This window comes from Hyalangium sp., from assembly GCF_045802625.1.
Classification (GTDB): domain Bacteria; phylum Myxococcota; class Myxococcia; order Myxococcales; family Myxococcaceae; genus Hyalangium.
Map to the genome: position 1 here is coordinate 43,904 of NZ_JBJMQP010000065.1, position 17,153 is coordinate 61,056.

The window sequence follows — 17,153 nt, forward strand, 5'->3', positions numbered from 1 at the left end:
ATGCCCCCCAAGCCCCGCGTCTGGCGCGAGCGCGTGCTGTTGTTCGCCGCCTACGTGGCGATCCTGGCGGCCTTCCCCGTCAACACGCCGTTCGACTCGAAGCTCACCCCGCTCACCACTGTCTCCCTGCTGCGCGAGGGCAACCTCACCCTGGACGAGTACGCCCCCACCTTCGAGAAGTACCACCACGGCGTCTACGAGCAGGACGGCCACGTCTACAACTTCTTCCCCCTCGGGCCCTCCCTGGCGGCGCTGCCGCTGGTGGGGCTCACGGAGCTGACCGTCCGGGTGTGCACGCCGCTCGGCCAGCTGCACCCGTCGCTGGCTCGGCCCCTGGAGCGCTGGCGCTCGCTCTACGACACCACCGGGGACATCAACCTGGAGACCTGGAACGATGCGCAGCGCCTCATCGCCTCGGTGCTCGTCGCGCTGGCGGGCGTGGTGATGTACGGGGTGGGCACGCTGAAGCTGTCCCGCCCTCGCGCCCTGCTGCTGGCCACCGTCTTCATCTTCTGCACCCCTGCCCTGTCCACGGCCAGCCGCGCGCTGTGGCAGCACGGGCCTTCCATTCTCTGCCTGTCGCTGGTGCTGCTGTGTCTGGTGAAGGCCCAGATGGAGCCTCGGTGGGCCGGGTGGGCCGGGCTGCCGCTCGCGCTCTCCTACGTCATGCGGCCCACCAACAGCCTCTCGGTGCTGCTGCTGTCCGCCTATGTCCTGTGGACCCATCCCCGGCAGGCGCTGAAGTTCTTCGCGGGCGCGCTCGCCGTGGCCGTGCCGTGGTGCGCGGTGAACCTGGCCCACTATGGCGAGCTGCTGGCGCCCTACTACCACTCGGATCGCCTGGAGACGAACACCGCCCTCTTCAGCGAGGCGCTCGCCGGCAACCTCGTCTCCCCCGCGCGCGGGCTGCTGGTGTTCACCCCCGTGGTGTTGCTGAGCTTCTGGGGCCTGGTGCTGGAGCTCCGAGCGCGGACCTTCACCCGGCTGCACGCGTTCCTGCTGGCCGTGGTGGTGCTGCACTGGCTGGCCATCTCCACCTTCCCCCACTGGTGGGCCGGGCACTCCTACGGGCCGCGCTTCTTCACGGACATGGTGCCCTACCTCGTCTTCTTCCTGGTGCCGGTGGTGCGCGCGCTCGGCTGGAGCGGAGCGGGGGCGCGGCGCTCACTCACGGCCACCTTCGCGGTGCTGGCGCTGGTCAGTCTGTCCATCCACATCCATGGCGCCAGCTCCCGCAAGGTTTACCAGTGGAACAGCACTCCCGTGGACCTGGACTTCCACCCGGAGCGGCTGTGGGATTGGACGGATCCTCAGTTCCTGGGCCGGCGACCTTGAGCTCACCATGCGTCCCTTCTCTTTCTTGCTGTGCGTGACCCTGCTGGCGGGGTGTGAACGTGGAAACGATCTGCACCGCTACTCCGGGCGGGTGCTGCGGGTCGGCATCACAAACTCCTCGGGAGGGTTTCTGGCGACGCTCGTCCGGAACAAGCCCGAGTCGGGCTGCCTCCAGCTCCACCCCGAGGTGACGGCCACCTTCGACGGCATTCCCCTCCAGGTGTTCCCTGGAGCTCCCATCATCGATCCGGATCTCTGCAACAGTCCCGACTCGCCGCCGGCCTTCACCGGCAGGCTGGATCCCCAGCTGTTCCTCGGAGCGCCGAGGAATGGGGTGATGGAGATTCGTGATGGCGACGAGAGCATCATCGCCGAGTTCCGCAACTTCTTCGGGCGGCACACCTTCGCGCAGCTCAACCCGCCTCCGTCCGTGAAGCCGGGCGAGGAGCTCTTCCTCCCGTGGGATCCGCCCACGGATGATCTCTCGGTCATCGAGAAGGTGACTTTGCTCGAAACGGACGTGCCGGCGAGACCTGAAGCGGGCGGGGTGCGCTTCACCATCCCCTCGGACACACCCACGGGCCGCGTGAAGGTCATCGTCCGAGGCTCGGACATTCCCGTGGAGCGCTGCGAAGGCGTGGCCGGCTGCACCGCGGACTCCCTGCTCATCCTCGACAGGTCCACGCTGGTGAACGTCCAGCCCTGAGCCTGGCGGCCACTGCCGAGTCAAGTGGATCCTGGGGCTCGGGATTTCCTGAAGAACCGGCAGCAAGATCCCTCCTCGCTGCCTGGCCGCTTCATTCCCGTGCGATCGTTCCGCTCCATTGGAAAAAGGAACTGCCGGGTCCTGGTTCCCGCCCGCCGCGCCGCATGACAGACTGCGCCGCTCTCCGCAGCCGACTCGCGGAGTCCCGGGTGACCTTCCGAATGAGCGAACAGGCCAACGCGCGCGGGGAAGTCTCCAAGAGCCCCTCGAAGCGGGACATCCTCGAGCGAGCCTGGTCCAAGTACTGGTACTTCGCGCAGGAGGCGCTGCCGGCCCGGGTGGAGGAGCTGCTGCGGCTGCTGCCCGCCGCGCGGACGTACGGCATCGCCGCTCCGCTGGAGAACTTCCTCAAGCGCCACACGGGCGAGGTCGTCTCCATCACCATCGACGCCTCCACCGTGAGCCCGGATCGCGGGGCCGACTCGCTGCGGTGGACGCGCAAGCTCATCTCCGCGTGCACGGCGGATCCGCACGGCGGCGAGCAGTTCTGCATCCCCGCGCTCCCGCAGCCGTACATGGGGTGGCTGCAAGGAGACTCGCTGCTGCGGGGCTTCTCCTCCTCGTGGGAGGGCTCGCTGTACGGCGCGTGGCTGAACCAGTACCTGGATGATCCGTTCGCCTCGCTCGGCTTCGTGCGGGCCCGGGTGCTGCTGGAGAAGCTGCACCGGCGCCCGGTGCGCCCGCCGGACTTCTCCCGAGCGCTGCGCCGGTTCCGGGCGTACCTGCGGCTCACCCTGCCCAAGGGGAGCCTCATCCCCACCACGGCCCAGCTCGAGCGGTTCGCCGACGAGCACCTGGAGCCCCGCTTCGATCAGTACCGCGAGTTCCTGATGCCCATCGCCGAGCGCGACAGCGGCGTGTTCACCTGGGAGTCCAAGTACGGGTGAATGGGCCGGGCCTGGGCGCTACGGCAGCTGACACAAGGGTTGCGGCCACACCGGAACGAAGAGTCACGCTGCGTCCGTGCCGCAGTTGGATGCTGCGCCGAGCTACACCTCCTTGAACTTCGCCCCCGTGGTCCCTATGCGCTCTAGGGCCTCCTTGATCTCCTCTGCGACAATGAGGGCCACGGTCCATCCCCAGGTGCGGAAGACCTCGGCGTCACCCACCTTCGAGGGGTCGATCCCCATGCGATAGACGGCCCGGTACTGCCCCGTCTTCTCTGGTCGACCGTCCTCCGGCCTCCAGTACCGAACCTCTCCAGAAGCCTTGTCATCAATGCACCGGACAAGGCGGGTGGCGTTCAGGATGCAAAACTGATCCGGTTGCCCATCGATCCCCACGGGGATGATCTCCACGTCGTTCGGAGCCATCTCCGCGAGAAGGGATGCCACCCTGACGTGGACGACGGGGATACTGAAGGCTGCGTGCGAGAAGCCGAGGGGAGTGCCGGGTTTCTTGATCGGGATCTGAACATGGCCCTTGAACCGGGCAGGCTCTCCCACCCTGAACTGCCAGGGGTCTTCGAGCGGATGGCCGTTCTGGTCAAGGGGATGGCCCAACTCCCAACGCCCCGGCAGGTAGACATCGTCTGCCAGATCGAAGTACCGCTTCGGCATAGGTTCCCTCTTACCGTCATAGGTCCCGGGTCACCAGCCGGTTGAGCCATGTACCCGGTGTGGAGATCTCCTCGGCCAACGCGCGAAGCTCTGCTTCCAGTGCCTGCCTGCACCTCTGAACAGTCCGGCACCCGGTCGTTGCTTCATCCAGCCGCCTGTAGACCTCCTCGTGATACTCCTGTGGGTGGGGACCAACGTGGCCCCTGACGCGCACCTTGTTCGCCGGATCGTCCAACGACATGCCTGCTCGGTCGAAGATGTCCTGGAAGCGGGGCGTCCATGGTCCACCACTGTGGGTGGCATCAGTCCACTTGTCGGTGGCGATGTGGTGCTCGGGCCCCTCCACGTCCACCGGCCTGAAAGCCGCCCCGCTCAGGCTCTGGGCTGTCGCAGCGACCGCATTGGGGGCCAGAGCGATGGAGACCGTATCGGCCGTCACGGCCACCACTTCCACCTGCGCCACCTCCGTCAGTTGGATTCCCACCCGTGCCGCGCCCGCCACTGATGCTTGTGCCGAGCCGGGCAGCGTGGGCACCTTGGCCGAGAAGCTGGCGGCCGTCTGACCGATGGCGACCGTGAGCAGCAGGGCGAATGCCCGCGCCGCATTCTTCCCCATCACCTTGCCGTACTTCTTCCCGGCCTCGCGGATCGCCGCGAACGCGGTGGCGTGATCCAGTTCCTCCACCAGCCGCCGCCAGCCCTGGATGAGCGTCCAGAACGTGTCCACTCCGATGTAGCAGACGAAGCTGGCCGTGAGCACCGTCGCCAGCCCCTTGGAAAACACCGGTTCGGGCACCAGCCACATGGCCGCGTAGATCGCCATCGTCCAGTAGAGCGAGGCCTTGATCGCCTCCGGGTCGGCCATGTCCTTGAAGGACTCCATCATCTCCGGGACGATCTCTTCGATGGCGAAGGACATGCCGAGGGCATAGCGGCCATCCCCGGTGAGGATGGGGCTGTTCATCAGCGCCTTCCGGCAATCCCCAGGCTTCCCGAGGGCCGCGCAGAACCGCAGGTACTCCTGGGTCACTCGCGCATCCACCTCGGCCCACTGCGAAGCCGAGGGCGGCCCGTCCAAAGGAACGACACCCTCGCGCTGAGTGTACCGGTACCAGCCATTGCGCGGAGGGACCTCGAACAGTTCCCTCGCGGCCTTTTCGGGGTTGAGCGAGGGCCTCTTCTGCCGAATCTCCTTCGCGATGGCTCGTATGAACTCTTCCTTCTCCAACTCCACCGGCTTGACATCGTCTGTGCGGGGGACGTGGATGAGGGGCTGGCCCTGTCCCGTGTCGAGGCGTACCACGCGCGAGGGGCTGCACGTGGTGGACAGGGCCAAGAGCAAGGCCGCGACGACCAGACGCCGAGGAGCCACGAGACGCCCTCCAGTTCGAAGAGGGTTCGAGTCTACGGGCAGGGCACTCCAGAGACGATGACGCCCCAGGTTCTATACGCATCCCACCATGGGAGAGTGAGGCTGCCCGGCATACCCTTCACGGCGCTACGGCAGCTCGGGCAGCCGCTCCTTCAGCGAGGGGAGCCGGATCCGCTCGTCCCTCATTCGCTGATCGAACACGAAGTCCTCCGTGGGCTCCACCTGCCAGCGGCCTCCGTGACGGGCGTTGAGCGCACGGGCGATCTCGTAGAAGGTCCACCGCTCGTTCGAGTCGAGCATGTAGAGCCCCGGCTCGGCCTGGGAGAGCGCGTGCAGGGCCCGCACCGTGTCGTCCAGCATCGAGCAGGCCGGGTACCAGCGCGTGCTCACGCGCGCCCGGCCCTCCTGGCGCATCTTGTCCTCCAGGAAGGCCACCATGTTGTTGCCCGTGGGCTCCTCGCCAATCTGCCAGCCCAGCCGCACCACCCGCGCCTCGGGGTTCTGATGGAAGACGCGCTCCTCGGCCCGGCGCTTCTCGTAGCCGTAGCCCTCGGCGGCGTCCGGCTGTGAGTCCCGCGTGAAGGGGCCTCGCGCATCGTTCGAGAACACCATCGCCGTGCTGGAGAACACGAAGCGGATGCCCAGCGTCCGGGTGATCCACGCCAGCTCACTGGGCCACTCGTAGTTGATCAGCCAGGACTCCCCGGGCCTCCCCGTGGGCCGCGAGGCTATGGCCAGGTGGAAGAGCACCTCCGGCGCGGACTCGCGCACGAAGCGCTCCATCGCCGCGTAGTCATCCACCGGGACCCGGCTCCGGTCCCACGGAATCACGTCGAAGCCCTGCTGCCGCAGAAAGTGGGACAGGCGTGCGCCCACCGTGCCGTTCGCGCCCGTGATGATCACCCTGCTCGCCATGGTTCGCGCCTGCCGCCTCGCCGAGCGCTACCGCAGACGCCAGACAGCGGTGGAGTACGCGGGGATCGCCAGCTTCCAGGAGCCCTTCTTGCCGGGCTCGGCCGTCGCCGTCACATCCGGATCCGCGAAGAGGAGCTCCCGGGGCGCTGCGGCGAGCGTCTGGCTCACCGTGGCCGGCTCGGCGCCAAGGTTGTGGACCACGAGCACCCGCTCTCCCTCCGTCTCCCGGAGGAAGGCCACCACGGAGGGCGCCTCCTTGCTCCGAGGCAGCATCCGGACCGTGCCCAACCTCAGCGCGGGCGAGGCCCGGCGCACGTGGATGAGCAGCCGGTAGCGGTGCAGCAACGAGCCGGTGTCGCCCAGCTCCGCCGCCACGTTCTGCTTCTTCCATCCCTCCACGAGCGGCGCCCACGGCTTACCCTGGGTGAACCCACCCTTCTCCGAGCCATCCCACGGCAGCGGGCGGCGCTTGCCGGGATCGCCCTCTTCCTTCGGGCCGTTGGGCAGGCCGAGCTCCTCGCCGTAATAGAGGAAGGGCGTGCCGGGCAGCGTCAGCAGCAGCGAGGAGGCCAGCCGGATCTTCCCCTCCTGTCCATCGAGCTGGGTGGCGACGCGGAGCTGATCGTGGTTGGCCAAAAATGGCGCCTCCAGCACTCCCGGGGGATAGGCGGCGCTCAGCTCCGCCAGCTGCGAGCCGAGGCGGGCCGCATCGCCCGACTGGAGCGAGCCCAGCATCGCCTCGGCCATGGGGAAGTTGAAGAGCATGGGCAGCTCATCTCCGCCGGGCAGCCGCGCCGTGGAGCCGTAGTAGGGCACGATGTGCTGGGTATCGCTCCACACCTCCCCCACCAGCAGCGCGTCGGGGCGGACGCTGCGCACGTACGCGGAGAACTCCCTCCAGAAGGCGTGCGTCTCCGGGGTGTCGTTCTGCTGATCGCCCGGGCCCTTCTCCACGATGTGGCGGGCGGCATCCAACCGGAAGCCGTCCACGCCGCGCGAGAGCCACAGCGAGGCCAGCCGCTTCACCTCCGCGCGGACCTCGGGGTTGCGGAAGTTCAGGTCCGGCATGCCGCCCCAGAAGATGCCGTAGTAGTACGCGTCTCCCTTCTGGTGCCACGTGGCATGGCTGCCGCCCCACGGCTGCGTCCAGCCCGGATCATCCTTCCGCCACACGTACCAGTCGCGCTTGGGCGAGCTGGGCGACGACGCGGACTCCACGAACCACGGGTGGTCCACGCCCGTGTGGTTGATCACGAAGTCCAGCACAATGCGGATGCCTCGCCGGTGAGCCTCGCGCACCAGCCGATCGAAGTCCTCCTGCGTGCCGTACTCCGAGTCCACCTTCTCGTAATCCACGGTGTCGTAGCCGTGGTAGCTGGGCGACTCGAAGATGGGCATGAGCCAGAGAGCCTCGACGCCCAGATCGCGCAGGTAGTCCAGCTTCGAAGTGAGCCCGTTGAAATCCCCCACCCCATCGCCGTTGGAGTCCGCGAAGCTGCGGACGAAGACCTCATAGAAGACGGCGCCGCGCGCCCACTCGAGCTGCCAGCCACCAGGGGCCGCCGGAGCCGGTTGAGCAGGAGGAGCCGCGCTCGCGACGAATGCTCCACACAGAAGGGCCAGGGTACAGAGGGCAGGAGACCGGATCATGAGCGCGCACCTTACCCCCTTCAGGCGTAGGTGGCCGAGGTTCCGCCATGCCGTGGCTCATGCGAGGCTGCCGCGCCCATGAGCGTCCAGATCGAGAAGAGCGGCCCCATCACCACCGTCATCCTCCACCGCCCCGAGGTGCGCAACGCCGTGGACGGCCCCACCGCGCAGGAGCTCGCGGAGGCCTTCCGCGCGTTCGACGCGGATCCGGACGCGAAGGTGGGCGTCTTCTTCGGAGAGGGAGGCACCTTCTGTGCTGGCGCGGATCTCAAGGCCGTGGCCGAGGGGCGACTGCCACGGCTCTCACCCGAGGGGGACGGGCCCATGGGCCCCTCGCGCATGGTGCTGAGCAAGCCGGTGATCGCCGCCGTCTCGGGTCATGCCGTCGCGGGCGGGCTGGAGCTGGCGCTCTGGTGTGATCTCCGCGTGGCCGAGGAGGATGCGGTGCTCGGGGTCTTCTGCCGCCGCTGGGGCGTGCCGCTCATCGACGGAGGGACGGTGCGGCTGCCGCGGCTGATCGGCCTGTCGCGCGCCATGGATCTCATCCTCACCGGGCGTCCGGTGTCCGCGCAGGAGGCACTGGGCATGGGGCTCGTCAACCGGGTGGTGCCCCGCGGTCAGGCCCGCCAGGCGGCCGAGGCCCTGGCCCGGGAGCTCGCCGCCTTCCCCCAGGCGTGCATGAACGCGGATCGCCGGTCCGCCTACGAACAGTTCGGCCAGCCCCTGGAGGCCGCGCTCCTCCAAGAGTTCGCCGGAGGCATCCAGGTCCTCCACTCGGAGTCCATCGCCGGCGCCCAGCGCTTCGCCCAGGGTGCGGGCAGGCACGGCTCTTTCGAATAGGCCCGACTGGCGCTCCAAGGCCCCTTGCAACCTTGGCACCCCACATATACTCTATATGCCGTAGACCTCATGAACTTATATAAATAAGGTCTTCGGCCACATGGACAGTCTCGATTACCGCATTGTGGACATGCTGCAGCGCGACGGGCGGGCGACCCAGTTGGAGATCTCCCGCTCGATCGGCCTGTCGCAGCCCGCGGTGGCCGAGCGCATCCGCAAGCTCGAGGAGCGCGGCGTCATCCTTGGCTACACGACCCGGGTGGACGCATCGAAGCTCGGCAAGGACATCACCGCCTTCATCGGGGTGACCATCGAGCACCCCAAGTTCTTCGAGGGCTTCGCCAAGAAGGTCATGGCCTTGCCCGAGGTGCTCGAGGCCCACCGCGTCGCCGGGCAGGACTCCTACATCCTCAAGGTGAGGACGGCGAACACGAAGACGCTGGATCAGCTCCTCGTGGAGACGCTGCGCACCATCTCCGGGGTGACCCGGACGCACACCACCATCGTTCTGACGTCCATCAAGGAGGAGACGCACGTCCAGGTCTCCGCCGAGTTGCTGAAAGGAGACTGATCGTGACCCTCGCCACCAGCACGAAGCTCGTAACTCCTCCCGTCTCCCTGCCACTGGCGCAGCGCATGTCGCGGATGAAGACCTCCGCCGTGCGGGAGATCCTCAAGGTGGCCGAGCGCCCCGACATCCTCTCGTTCGCGGGCGGGCTGCCGGCCCCCGAGCTGTTCCCGGTGGAGGCCATCGCCCGGGCGCACGCCGAGGTGTTCGCCAAGGAAGGCCCCGCGGCCATGCAGTACAGCACCACCGAGGGCTACGGCCCGCTGCGCGAGTGGATCCGCGAGTACAACGCCGAGCGCGGCCTGCACACCTCCGTGGAGCAGGTGCTGATCACCGCCGGCTCGCAGCAGGGCATCGATCTGGTGGCCAAGGTGATGCTGGATCCGGGCGACGTGGTGGTGGTGGAGAACCCCAGCTACCTGGCGGCGCTGCAGAACTTCGACGGGTACCAGGCCCGGATCGAATACGTGGGCAGCGATGATCAGGGCATGCGGGTGGACGAGCTGGAGGCGCTGGCCGCCAGGTGCAAGCCCAAGCTCATCTACATCGTCCCCAACTTCCACAACCCCAAGGGGACCACGCTGTCGCTGGAGCGGCGGCACGCGCTGGTGCGCTTCGCGCAGCGTCACCGCGTGCTGATCCTCGAGGACAACCCGTACGGCGAGCTGCGCTTCCGGGGCGAGGCGCTGCCGTCGCTGGCCTCGCTGGATGACATGGGCGTGGTGGTGCAGCTGGGGACGTTCTCGAAGACGCTGGCGCCCGGGCTGCGCATTGGCTGGGCGGTGGGCTCGCGGGAGCTGACGCGCAGCCTCACCATCGTCAAGCAGTCCACGGATCTGCACACCGCCACGCTGGCGCAGCGGGCCACGGCGAAGCTGCTGTCCTGGTTCGACTACAACAGCCACCTCGCCCAGCTGCGCGCCACGTACGGGCAGCGCTGCCAGGCGATGATCGACGCGCTCGAGGCGCACATGCCCGAGGGCATGCGGTGGACGAACCCGGATGGCGGCATGTTCCTGTGGGCGGAGCTGCCTCGCGGGCTGAGGGGAGAGGACATTCTCCCGCGCGCCATCGAGCAGAAGGTGGCGTTCGTGCCGGGCAGCCCGTTCTTCGCCGCCAACCCGAAGGCCGAGTGCATCCGCCTGAACTTCTCCAACCGCCCGCCCGAGCTGATTGAGGAGGGCATGCGGCGGCTGGCCTCGGTGCTGGCGGCGCAGTAGGCCACTGCCCTACCCCCAGTCGTTCCAGGCAGTTGCGAGCGGGGGGCCGTTGCTCACTTCCCGTCGACGAGAAGTGAAAGCACGGTTTCGTTGGCCGGAAGTCAGCCATCCCGCCTACTGGCTGAAGTGGTGAGCCCGGCCTCTTGACTGGTGCACAAACGCCTCTGGCTCCTCTTCCAGAAGAGGAGCAAGTTCGTTAGCTCCGCGCGGACACTCCCTGAGCAACAGGGGCCAGTGCTCACGGGCAGACGGTGGCACTGCCGCTGCGCTGCTCTTCATCTCGCCTGGAGGAAGTCATGAGCCGTACCGAGTCCACCGGGGCTGTGCCCTCCCTGGCTGAGCGGGTGGCGTCGCTGAAGACCACCGCGAAGCCCTCCTCGATTCAGTTCGAGCCTCCCGTGGGACGCGAGGTCCTCGCGTGGGACCCCGTCAGTGGCTGGCGTGGACAGGTCCTGATGTTCGCCTCGAACAACTATCTCGGCCTCTGGGCGCACCCTCACGTCAGCGAAGCCGTCCAGTCGGCCATCAGCCGGTTCGGCACGGGGGGAGGCGGCTCGCCTCAGGTGACCGGCCGCTACACCCCTCAGCGAAGGTTGGAGGAGAAGTTCTCGGAGCTCCGCAAAGCCGAGGCCACCATGCTCTTCAACAGCGCCTATGCCGCCAACCTGGGGCTGGCCAGCGCCCTGGTGGGCGGGCCGGATGTGGCGCTCGTGGACGCGGACATCCACACCTCGTTCATGGATGGGCTCCTCCTGGGGAGAGGCACCACCCTCAAGCTGGCGCACAACCAGGCGGCTGATCTGGAGGAGAAGCTCCGGCTGGCCAAAACCCGCTCGGGCGGAAGCGTGGTGGTTGCCGTCTCGGGGCTCTACGGGCTCGATGCCACACTGGCGCCGCTGAACCGGATCGCTCCGGCCTGTACCCGGGCGGGGGCCTACCTCGTGCTCGATGATGTGCACAGCATGGGCACCCTGGGAGAGCATGGCCGAGGTGCCGCCGAGCACTTCGGCGTGGAGGAGCAGGTGGCGCTGACCGTCACCTCGTTCAGCACCCTCTTCGGTGTCGCGGGAGCCGCCGTCTCCGGGCCCGCGGATCTGATCGAATATCTGCGGCTGCGGGCTCACTCCTTCACCAACTCGACGGCGCCTTCTCCGCTGGTGGCGGAGACGGTGCTCGCGGGCCTGGAGGTGATGGAGCGGGAGCCCGAGCGGTTGCGGCAGCTGAAGCAACACGCCGCGGCCTTGAAGGCCGGCCTGGCCGCACAGGGCATCGCCGCCACCGTCGCGGGGGGCATCGGGATCATCCGCGTGCCGCCCGGAATGGACGTGGACTGGGCGCGCGAGTTCTTGCTGCGCGCGGGTCTCTACGTCCACTACCTGCCGCACCCGGCCGTCCCACGCCATGAGGAGCGCTTCCGGGTGAGCCTGTCCGCCATGCACCGCCCCGAGGATATCCAGCGGCTCATCGCGTGCATGGCCCAGGTCTGGCGCACCGCCGCGCCCGCCAGCGCCCCCCACTGACGCCCTGGGAAAGAGGGGGAGCTCGTTACGCGCGCCGTGGGAAGGGCGGCTCCCGATAGGTCGCGGAGATCGCGTCGAACTGCTCGAGGATGGGATAGGAGGGCAGCTTCGCGGAGCCCATGATGCGGCCCAGGTTCTCCGGAGCAAAGAACTCGTAGGTCATCAGCGTGTCGCTGTAGACGGCCGCGAAGTCATCCGCCCACTCCTGGTTCGTGCTGAGCGCGGCGATCAGCTGCAGTTGCTCGCGCTTCATCGGCTGCATGGTGGCCATGTCCGTCACGAAATCGAAGTACGGCGCGGAGTCGGCATGCCGCCTGGTGGCGTACTCCTGGAGCGCCGCGTCGAGCGGCTTGGCGCCGCTGAGCCCCTCGTGGACCGTGGCCGAGAGCAGCTCCGCATCGCGGAAGGCGTGCGTCATGCCCATCGCCGTACACTGGTCCTTGTTGTACGCCGCGTCGCCCGCCAGCAGCCAGCCGGGGCCCGCGGCATGCCGCATGTAGTTGGGCTGGTCCGCGGTGCCCATGAAGCGCTCTTCGCGCTTGCCCTGGGTGCGGGCCAGCTCGGCGATCTCCGGCGAGACGAACGCCAACCCCTTGAAGTAGTTCTCCTCGATGTCCGCCTTGAAGTCGCCGAACCACGCGGCCGGGCCGAAGACGAGCAGCTGCATCAACCCGTCGCTGGTGGGGAAGAACGAGAGCGACATGCGCCCGCGCTGCTGCATGGTGGCGGGGTGGGGGATGCCGCTGAAATAAGCGTAGTACGCGAACGTGCAGTCGGACTTCTCGGCCAGGTTGGGGACCTTGAGCGTTCGGGCGACGAACGAGTGCCGTCCATCAGCGCCGATCACCACGCGCGCCTTCTCGGTGACGGGCGCTCCGCTCACCACGTCGCGCCCCTTGATGCCCACGACGCGGTCGCCCTCGAACAACAGCTCGTCGACGGTGAACTCCGTTCGCACCTCGGCTCCGGCCTCGGAGGCGGCTCGGAGGAGGATGTCATCCAGGACGACGCGGCGCGGCGCGCAGAACTTGCGGATGGCGTGCGCATCCCCCTCGCCGTGGGCCTGCGCGAAGCGGCGCCGGATGCGCTCCAGGGTGGGCGCGCCGCCGCCGGGGATCCCGTCGATCAGGGTCGCGACGCGATCGAACGAGGGCGTGCGCGAGAGCACCTTGTCCAGCACGCCCCAGCGATTCAGGTACGACGTGCCTCGCGGGTGGAAGAAGTGCGTGGAGAGGGTGTCGCTCGGGAAGCGTGCGCGATCGACGAGCAACACCTTGTGGCCCTTCCGGGCGAGGAGCATGGCAGCCGGTGAACCCGCGCAGCGCGCGCCGATCACGATAGCGTCGTACATCTTTGGGGCCTCCGCGAGTCTAGGACGGTGCTCGCGGCGGCATTGTCGAGCGCCACGCGGCCCACCGCAAGAGGGGCGCCTCTCGGTCAGCGTGCCGCGGCCAGCTGTCGCAGCGCCTGCTCGAAGGCCTCCGGCGGCTGGCCGCCCTGGAGCACGTGGCGATCGTCGATGATCACCGCCGGCACGGAGTTGATCCCCAGCTTGAGGAAGCGGTGCTCGCGCTCGCGCACCTCGGCGGCGTAGGTGTCGCTGGCGAGGATCTCCCGCGCCCGGGCCGCGTCCAGCCCTACCGAGCCAGCCACGCGCACCAGCACCTCGTGGTTGCTGGGGTCCTGACCGTCGGTGAAATAGGTGCGGAAGAGGGCGCGCTTGAGCTCGCGCTGGCGGCCCTCTTGCTCCGCCCAGTGCAGCAGCCGGTGCGCGTCGAAGGTGTTGTAGATGCGGCCGCGCTTGCCGAAGTTGAAGGTGAAGCCCACGGTCGCGCCACGCTCGCGGATGACCTCGCGGTTGGCATGCGCATGCTTGGGGGGCAGGCCATACTTCTGCAGCATGTACTCGTCGATGTCCTGGCCGCTGGCGGGCATCTTCGGGTTGAGCTCGAAGGGCTGGAGGTGCAGCTCGATCTTCACCTCATTGCCCAGGCGCTTGAGCGCCTGCTCGAGCGAGTGGAAGCCGATGCAGCACCAGGGACACACCACGTCGGAGACGACGTCGATCTTCATGAGTACGAACCCCTCGTAACCATCTTTCGATTGGCAAGAAGCTAAAGAGTGTACACCATGCATTGCTCAGAGCTGGAGCTCGAACAGCCGCACATCCGCGGCGTCTCCGGGCATCCGCACCATTCGTTGAAACTGGAAGCCCAGCTTCTCGAGGAGCTTGATCGAGCTGGTCAGCCGGTCCGTGTCGAGAATCATCAGGGCGCTACCTTCTCATTCCTCCGGCAGGAGCTCCCGGCTCATGACGGGCTGGCGTCTTTCTCGCTAAGCTCCAGCCTGTACCAACGGCCGGGACCCAGCAACCACGAGGCGCTGGCGCAGGCCGCCGCCAAGAGTTGATCCGTCTCATGCCAAAGCGAATCCTGACCGTCCTGGGGCACCCCAACCTGGAGAGCTACTGCGCGGCATTGCACGAGGCGTTTGCCTCTGGCGCGGAGTCCGCGGGGGCCAACGTGCAACGCCTGCGGCTCTCCGAGCTGTCCTTCGATCCCATCCTGAAGAAGTCCAAGGCCTTGCAGCAGCCGCTGGAGGCGGATCTGCTCAAGGCCCAAGAGCAGATCCGCTGGGCGGAGCATCTGGTGTTCGTGTACCCGGTCTGGTGGGGAAACTGTCCGGCCCTGATGCAGGGCTTCTTCGACCGGGCGCTGGTGCAGGGCTTTGGCTTCCGCTACACGGACGAGCAGCTCTTCTGGGACAAGCTGCTGACGGGCCGGACGGCGGAGGTCATCGCCACGCTGAACGCCCCGGTCTGGTACTACCGCTGGGTGCTGCGCGATTCCGGGATCCGCTCGCTCACCGGGCCGACGCTGGCGTTTTGCGGCATCAAGACCACGCGCATCACCCGCATTGGCCCCATCAAGCACTTCAAGGACACGCGCCGGCGGCGCTGGCTCGAGAAGGCGCGGCAGCTCGGCGCCGCCGCGGCCCGGTGACCGCGGCGGCGCTCTCCCCTGCGCTCAGTTCGCGGCGGCGTGCCCCAGTCCTAGGAAGGCGCGCGTCCGCTCGTGCTGGGGGTGGGCCAGCACGTCGTTCGGTTTCCCCTCCTCGATGATGTGCCCGCCGTGCAGCACCAGCACCCGGGACGCCAGCGCCTGCGCGAAGCGCATCTCGTGCGTCACCGTCACCATCGTCAGCCCCTCGTCCCGCAGCCGCTCCAGCAGGGCCACCAGATCCCCTACCCGCTCGGGATCCAGCGCGCTCGTGGGCTCGTCCATCAGCAGCGCCTCGGGCTCCATCGCCAGCGCCCGGGCAATGGCCACCCGCTGCTGCTCGCCTCCGGACATCTCCGCCGGGTACGCGCCCTCGCGGTGGGACATGCCCACCTTGGCCAGCAGCTCCCGGGCCCGCTCGGTCGCCTCCTTCGCGCTCTGGCCCTTCACGTGGACGGGGGCCTCGATGACGTTGCCCAGCGCCGTGCGGTGCGCGAACAGGTACCACTGCTGGAACACGAAGCCCACCCGCCGCCGGATGTCCCAGAGCTGCGAGGCGTGCACCCTCCCCCGCCCGGGCTCGAGCGCGCAGCCCCCCACGCGCACCGAACCACCGTCGAAGGACTCCAGCCCGTTGAGGCACCGCAGCAGGGTGCTCTTGCCGCCGCCCGAGGGCCCCACCAACGCCACCACCTCACCCTTGGCGAAGGTGGCGCTGATGCCATCCAGCACGGTCCGGCCCGCGTAGCGCTTGGTCAGCTCTCGTACCTCGATCATGCCCGCTCCAGCTTCGCCTCGAGCGTTCGCGCGAGGCGGGACAAGGGGTAGCTCATCGCCAGGTACAGCACCGCGCACAGGGCTCCTGGCAACAACCAGCTGCGCACATCCACCGCGGTGATCGTCATGCGCTTGGTCAGCTCCACCACCGAGATGACCGACACCAACGAGCTGTCCTTGAGCAAGGCGATGAAGTCGTTGGTGACTCCGGGCAAGGCCACACGGAAGGCCTGGGGAATCACCACCCGCCTGAGCGCAAGCCGGGTCGTCATGCCCAGCGCCAGCGCCGCCTCCATCTGCCCCTTGGGCACCGCGAGCATGCCCGCGCGGTACACCTCCGCCTCGTAGGCCGCGTAGTTCAGCCCCAGCCCCAGGATGGCGGCGCTGAGCGGACCCAGCCGCAGCACGCTCGCCAGCCCGTAGTAGAGGACATAGAGCTGCAAGAGCACGGGCGTGCCCCGGAGCAGCTCCACGTAGGCCGTGGTGAGCGTGCCCATCCACTTCGGCCCATAGAGCCGCCCCAGCGCCAGCATCATCCCCAGCGGGATGGCCAGGACCATGGCCCCCACCGAGACCAGCAGCGTCAGCAGCGACGACTGGAGGAAGAGCAGCACCTGGTTCCAGTCCAGGCGCGCCGTGGTGCTCGTCTGGGACAGCAGCTCGCGCGTCTGCTCCTGCGACCAGTCCACCATGCGCTGCTCCGCGGCGTTGTCGACGTTCCAGCGGCGGAAGATCTCCCGCAGCTCCCCCGAGCGGGCGATCCGGCCCAGGGCGTCATCCAACGCCTGGCGCAAGTCGTCCTCTCCGGGCCTCACGGCGATGGCGTAGTAGCCCTCGGCCACGTCGCCCACCACTCGCAGGCCGGGGCGAGGCATGCCGTAACGCTGCGCGATGATGTCGTCCATCAGCACGGCGTCCAGCCGGCCCTGCTCCAGATCGATGTACGGCTCCTGAACACCCTCGTAGGGAATGGCCTGCGCCCCGCTGCGCAGCAGCAGCTCCCACGCCTGGGAGTTGGAGAGCGTCCCCACGCGGCGCCCGCGCAGCGACTCCAGCCCGGTGAGGGCCGAGTCGGTGCGCCGTGCCATCAGCCGGAGGTGGAACAGGTAGTAGGGGCGCGTGAAGAGCACCCGGCCGGCTCGCGCGGGGGTGATCTCCATGCCGTTCATCGCCACGTCGAAGGAGCCGCCTCGCTCCAGCGTGGGGATGAGGCTGGACCAGTCGTTCTGGACGAACTCGGCGCGCACGCCCAGCTCACGGCCCAGGGCGTCCGCCAGCTCCACCTCGAAGCCTCGGTACTTGCCGGGGTGCTCGGGGTCCTCCATGGCGTAGGGCTCTCCGCCCTGCGCATCCGCCCCCCAGCGGAGCACGCCCGCGCGCTGCACGCGTTCGAGCCCCGAACCCTCCTTCTGGCCGCAGGCCGTCAACCACACCAAAACTCCCAGCGCCAGGCAGGCACGGGAGAACAGGGAAGCGCATCGGGGCCACAGAGGAGGTTTGTCGATCATGTCATGCAGTCGGTCACGTCATGCAGGGAGCAAGCAGGCTCACCAATAAAGCAAATGGGCGCGCACTTCCAGTGGTGGTTCAGCCCAGCTCAGGAACCCGTGCCTCCGCGGGCCCTGGCATGAG

Annotated in this window: 17 protein-coding genes; 8 read left to right on the forward strand and 9 right to left on the reverse strand. The window is 68.1% G+C overall.

The genetic code is table 11. The features are described 5' to 3' along the window. The 3 genes from ACJ8AT_RS13345 (at window position 1) to ACJ8AT_RS13355 (ending at window position 2,988) form a co-directional block, all read left to right on the forward strand. Complete coding sequence (locus ACJ8AT_RS13345; RefSeq protein WP_407738085.1) at window positions 1-1,335, forward strand: hypothetical protein; 1,335 nt, start codon at window positions 1-3, stop codon at window positions 1,333-1,335. Window positions 1,336-1,342: 7 nt separating this feature from the next. Further along, window positions 1,343-2,041, forward strand: a complete 699-nt coding sequence (locus ACJ8AT_RS13350) for a hypothetical protein (RefSeq protein ID WP_407738086.1) — start codon at window positions 1,343-1,345, stop codon at window positions 2,039-2,041. A 221-nt stretch (window positions 2,042-2,262) separates the two neighbouring features. Further along, a complete protein-coding gene (locus ACJ8AT_RS13355) occupies window positions 2,263-2,988 on the forward strand; it encodes a hypothetical protein (protein WP_407738087.1) in 726 nt (241 codons plus the stop codon). Window positions 2,989-3,090: 102 nt separating this feature from the next. On the opposite strand, the gene ACJ8AT_RS13360 is transcribed toward ACJ8AT_RS13355, so the two are convergent. From ACJ8AT_RS13360 to ACJ8AT_RS13375, 4 genes are all read right to left on the reverse strand, one after another. After that, window positions 3,091-3,660, reverse strand: a complete 570-nt coding sequence (locus tag ACJ8AT_RS13360) for an imm11 family protein (protein WP_407738088.1) — start codon at window positions 3,658-3,660, stop codon at window positions 3,091-3,093. 16 nt (window positions 3,661-3,676) lie between these two features. After that, a complete protein-coding gene (locus ACJ8AT_RS13365; protein WP_407738089.1) occupies window positions 3,677-5,032 on the reverse strand; it encodes an AHH domain-containing protein in 1,356 nt (451 codons plus the stop codon). A gap of 126 nt (window positions 5,033-5,158) precedes the next feature. Further along, window positions 5,159-5,947 carry a sugar nucleotide-binding protein gene (locus ACJ8AT_RS13370; protein WP_407738090.1) on the reverse strand — a complete coding sequence of 263 codons (789 nt, stop codon included), beginning with the start codon at window positions 5,945-5,947 and terminating at the stop codon, window positions 5,159-5,161. Window positions 5,948-5,974: 27 nt separating this feature from the next. Beyond that, window positions 5,975-7,597 (reverse strand): alpha-amylase family glycosyl hydrolase, encoded by a 1,623-nt coding sequence (locus ACJ8AT_RS13375; protein ID WP_407738091.1) that lies wholly within the window; start codon window positions 7,595-7,597, stop codon window positions 5,975-5,977. A gap of 78 nt (window positions 7,598-7,675) precedes the next feature. Here ACJ8AT_RS13375 and ACJ8AT_RS13380 point away from each other — a divergent pair, with 78 nt between their 5' ends. From ACJ8AT_RS13380 to ACJ8AT_RS13395, 4 genes are all read left to right on the forward strand, one after another. Next, window positions 7,676-8,437: a crotonase/enoyl-CoA hydratase family protein gene (locus ACJ8AT_RS13380; RefSeq protein WP_407738092.1), complete on the forward strand. Its 762-nt coding sequence runs from the start codon at window positions 7,676-7,678 to the stop codon at window positions 8,435-8,437. A gap of 100 nt (window positions 8,438-8,537) precedes the next feature. Next, entirely contained in the window at window positions 8,538-9,008 is a 471-nt protein-coding gene (locus ACJ8AT_RS13385) for an Lrp/AsnC family transcriptional regulator (RefSeq protein ID WP_407738093.1), read from the forward strand. Between the two features lie 65 nt (window positions 9,009-9,073). Next, window positions 9,074-10,225, forward strand: a complete 1,152-nt coding sequence (locus tag ACJ8AT_RS13390; protein ID WP_407738125.1) for a PLP-dependent aminotransferase family protein — start codon at window positions 9,074-9,076, stop codon at window positions 10,223-10,225. 296 nt (window positions 10,226-10,521) lie between these two features. After that, a complete protein-coding gene (locus ACJ8AT_RS13395; RefSeq protein ID WP_407738094.1) occupies window positions 10,522-11,745 on the forward strand; it encodes an aminotransferase class I/II-fold pyridoxal phosphate-dependent enzyme in 1,224 nt (407 codons plus the stop codon). 25 nt (window positions 11,746-11,770) lie between these two features. Here the strand turns inward: ACJ8AT_RS13395 and ACJ8AT_RS13400 are convergent, their stop codons facing one another. The 3 genes from ACJ8AT_RS13400 to ACJ8AT_RS13410 form a co-directional block, all read right to left on the reverse strand. Next, window positions 11,771-13,096 (reverse strand): NAD(P)/FAD-dependent oxidoreductase, encoded by a 1,326-nt coding sequence (locus ACJ8AT_RS13400; protein WP_407738095.1) that lies wholly within the window; start codon window positions 13,094-13,096, stop codon window positions 11,771-11,773. 86 nt (window positions 13,097-13,182) lie between these two features. Next, window positions 13,183-13,818 carry a DsbA family oxidoreductase gene (locus tag ACJ8AT_RS13405; protein WP_407738096.1) on the reverse strand — a complete coding sequence of 212 codons (636 nt, stop codon included), beginning with the start codon at window positions 13,816-13,818 and terminating at the stop codon, window positions 13,183-13,185. Window positions 13,819-13,884: 66 nt separating this feature from the next. Beyond that, window positions 13,885-14,013, reverse strand: a complete 129-nt coding sequence (locus ACJ8AT_RS13410) for a hypothetical protein (RefSeq protein WP_407738097.1) — start codon at window positions 14,011-14,013, stop codon at window positions 13,885-13,887. Between the two features lie 149 nt (window positions 14,014-14,162). Between ACJ8AT_RS13410 and ACJ8AT_RS13415 the strand changes: the two genes are divergently transcribed. Next, entirely contained in the window at window positions 14,163-14,747 is a 585-nt protein-coding gene (locus tag ACJ8AT_RS13415) for an NAD(P)H-dependent oxidoreductase (RefSeq protein WP_407738098.1), read from the forward strand. 24 nt (window positions 14,748-14,771) lie between these two features. Here ACJ8AT_RS13415 and ACJ8AT_RS13420 read toward each other — a convergent pair whose 3' ends face one another. Together ACJ8AT_RS13420 and ACJ8AT_RS13425 are read right to left on the reverse strand one after the other, a co-directional pair. Further along, window positions 14,772-15,521 (reverse strand): amino acid ABC transporter ATP-binding protein, encoded by a 750-nt coding sequence (locus ACJ8AT_RS13420; RefSeq protein WP_407738099.1) that lies wholly within the window; start codon window positions 15,519-15,521, stop codon window positions 14,772-14,774. After that, entirely contained in the window at window positions 15,518-16,954 is a 1,437-nt protein-coding gene (locus ACJ8AT_RS13425) for an ABC transporter substrate-binding protein/permease (RefSeq protein WP_407738100.1), read from the reverse strand. The genes ACJ8AT_RS13420 and ACJ8AT_RS13425 overlap by 4 nt, the downstream gene beginning before the upstream one ends. Window positions 16,955-17,153 lie beyond the last annotated feature (199 nt).

Bases quoted from the DNA above. Each gene is read 5' to 3' on its own strand.
- ACJ8AT_RS13345 (WP_407738085.1), top strand. From the start codon at position 1: ATGCCCCCCAAGCCCCGCGTCTGGCGCGAGCGCGTGCTGTTGTTCGCC.
- ACJ8AT_RS13350 (WP_407738086.1), top strand. From the start codon at position 1,343: ATGCGTCCCTTCTCTTTCTTGCTGTGCGTGACCCTGCTGGCGGGGTGT.
- ACJ8AT_RS13355 (WP_407738087.1), top strand. From the start codon at position 2,263: ATGAGCGAACAGGCCAACGCGCGCGGGGAAGTCTCCAAGAGCCCCTCG.
- ACJ8AT_RS13360 (WP_407738088.1), bottom strand. From the start codon at position 3,660: ATGCCGAAGCGGTACTTCGATCTGGCAGACGATGTCTACCTGCCGGGG.
- ACJ8AT_RS13370 (WP_407738090.1), bottom strand. From the start codon at position 5,947: ATGGCGAGCAGGGTGATCATCACGGGCGCGAACGGCACGGTGGGCGCA.
- ACJ8AT_RS13375 (WP_407738091.1), bottom strand. From the start codon at position 7,597: ATGATCCGGTCTCCTGCCCTCTGTACCCTGGCCCTTCTGTGTGGAGCA.
- ACJ8AT_RS13380 (WP_407738092.1), top strand. From the start codon at position 7,676: ATGAGCGTCCAGATCGAGAAGAGCGGCCCCATCACCACCGTCATCCTC.
- ACJ8AT_RS13385 (WP_407738093.1), top strand. From the start codon at position 8,538: ATGGACAGTCTCGATTACCGCATTGTGGACATGCTGCAGCGCGACGGG.
- ACJ8AT_RS13390 (WP_407738125.1), top strand. From the start codon at position 9,074: ATGTCGCGGATGAAGACCTCCGCCGTGCGGGAGATCCTCAAGGTGGCC.
- ACJ8AT_RS13395 (WP_407738094.1), top strand. From the start codon at position 10,522: ATGAGCCGTACCGAGTCCACCGGGGCTGTGCCCTCCCTGGCTGAGCGG.
- ACJ8AT_RS13400 (WP_407738095.1), bottom strand. From the start codon at position 13,096: ATGTACGACGCTATCGTGATCGGCGCGCGCTGCGCGGGTTCACCGGCT.
- ACJ8AT_RS13405 (WP_407738096.1), bottom strand. From the start codon at position 13,818: ATGAAGATCGACGTCGTCTCCGACGTGGTGTGTCCCTGGTGCTGCATC.
- ACJ8AT_RS13410 (WP_407738097.1), bottom strand. From the start codon at position 14,013: ATGATTCTCGACACGGACCGGCTGACCAGCTCGATCAAGCTCCTCGAG.
- ACJ8AT_RS13415 (WP_407738098.1), top strand. From the start codon at position 14,163: ATGCCAAAGCGAATCCTGACCGTCCTGGGGCACCCCAACCTGGAGAGC.
- ACJ8AT_RS13420 (WP_407738099.1), bottom strand. From the start codon at position 15,521: ATGATCGAGGTACGAGAGCTGACCAAGCGCTACGCGGGCCGGACCGTG.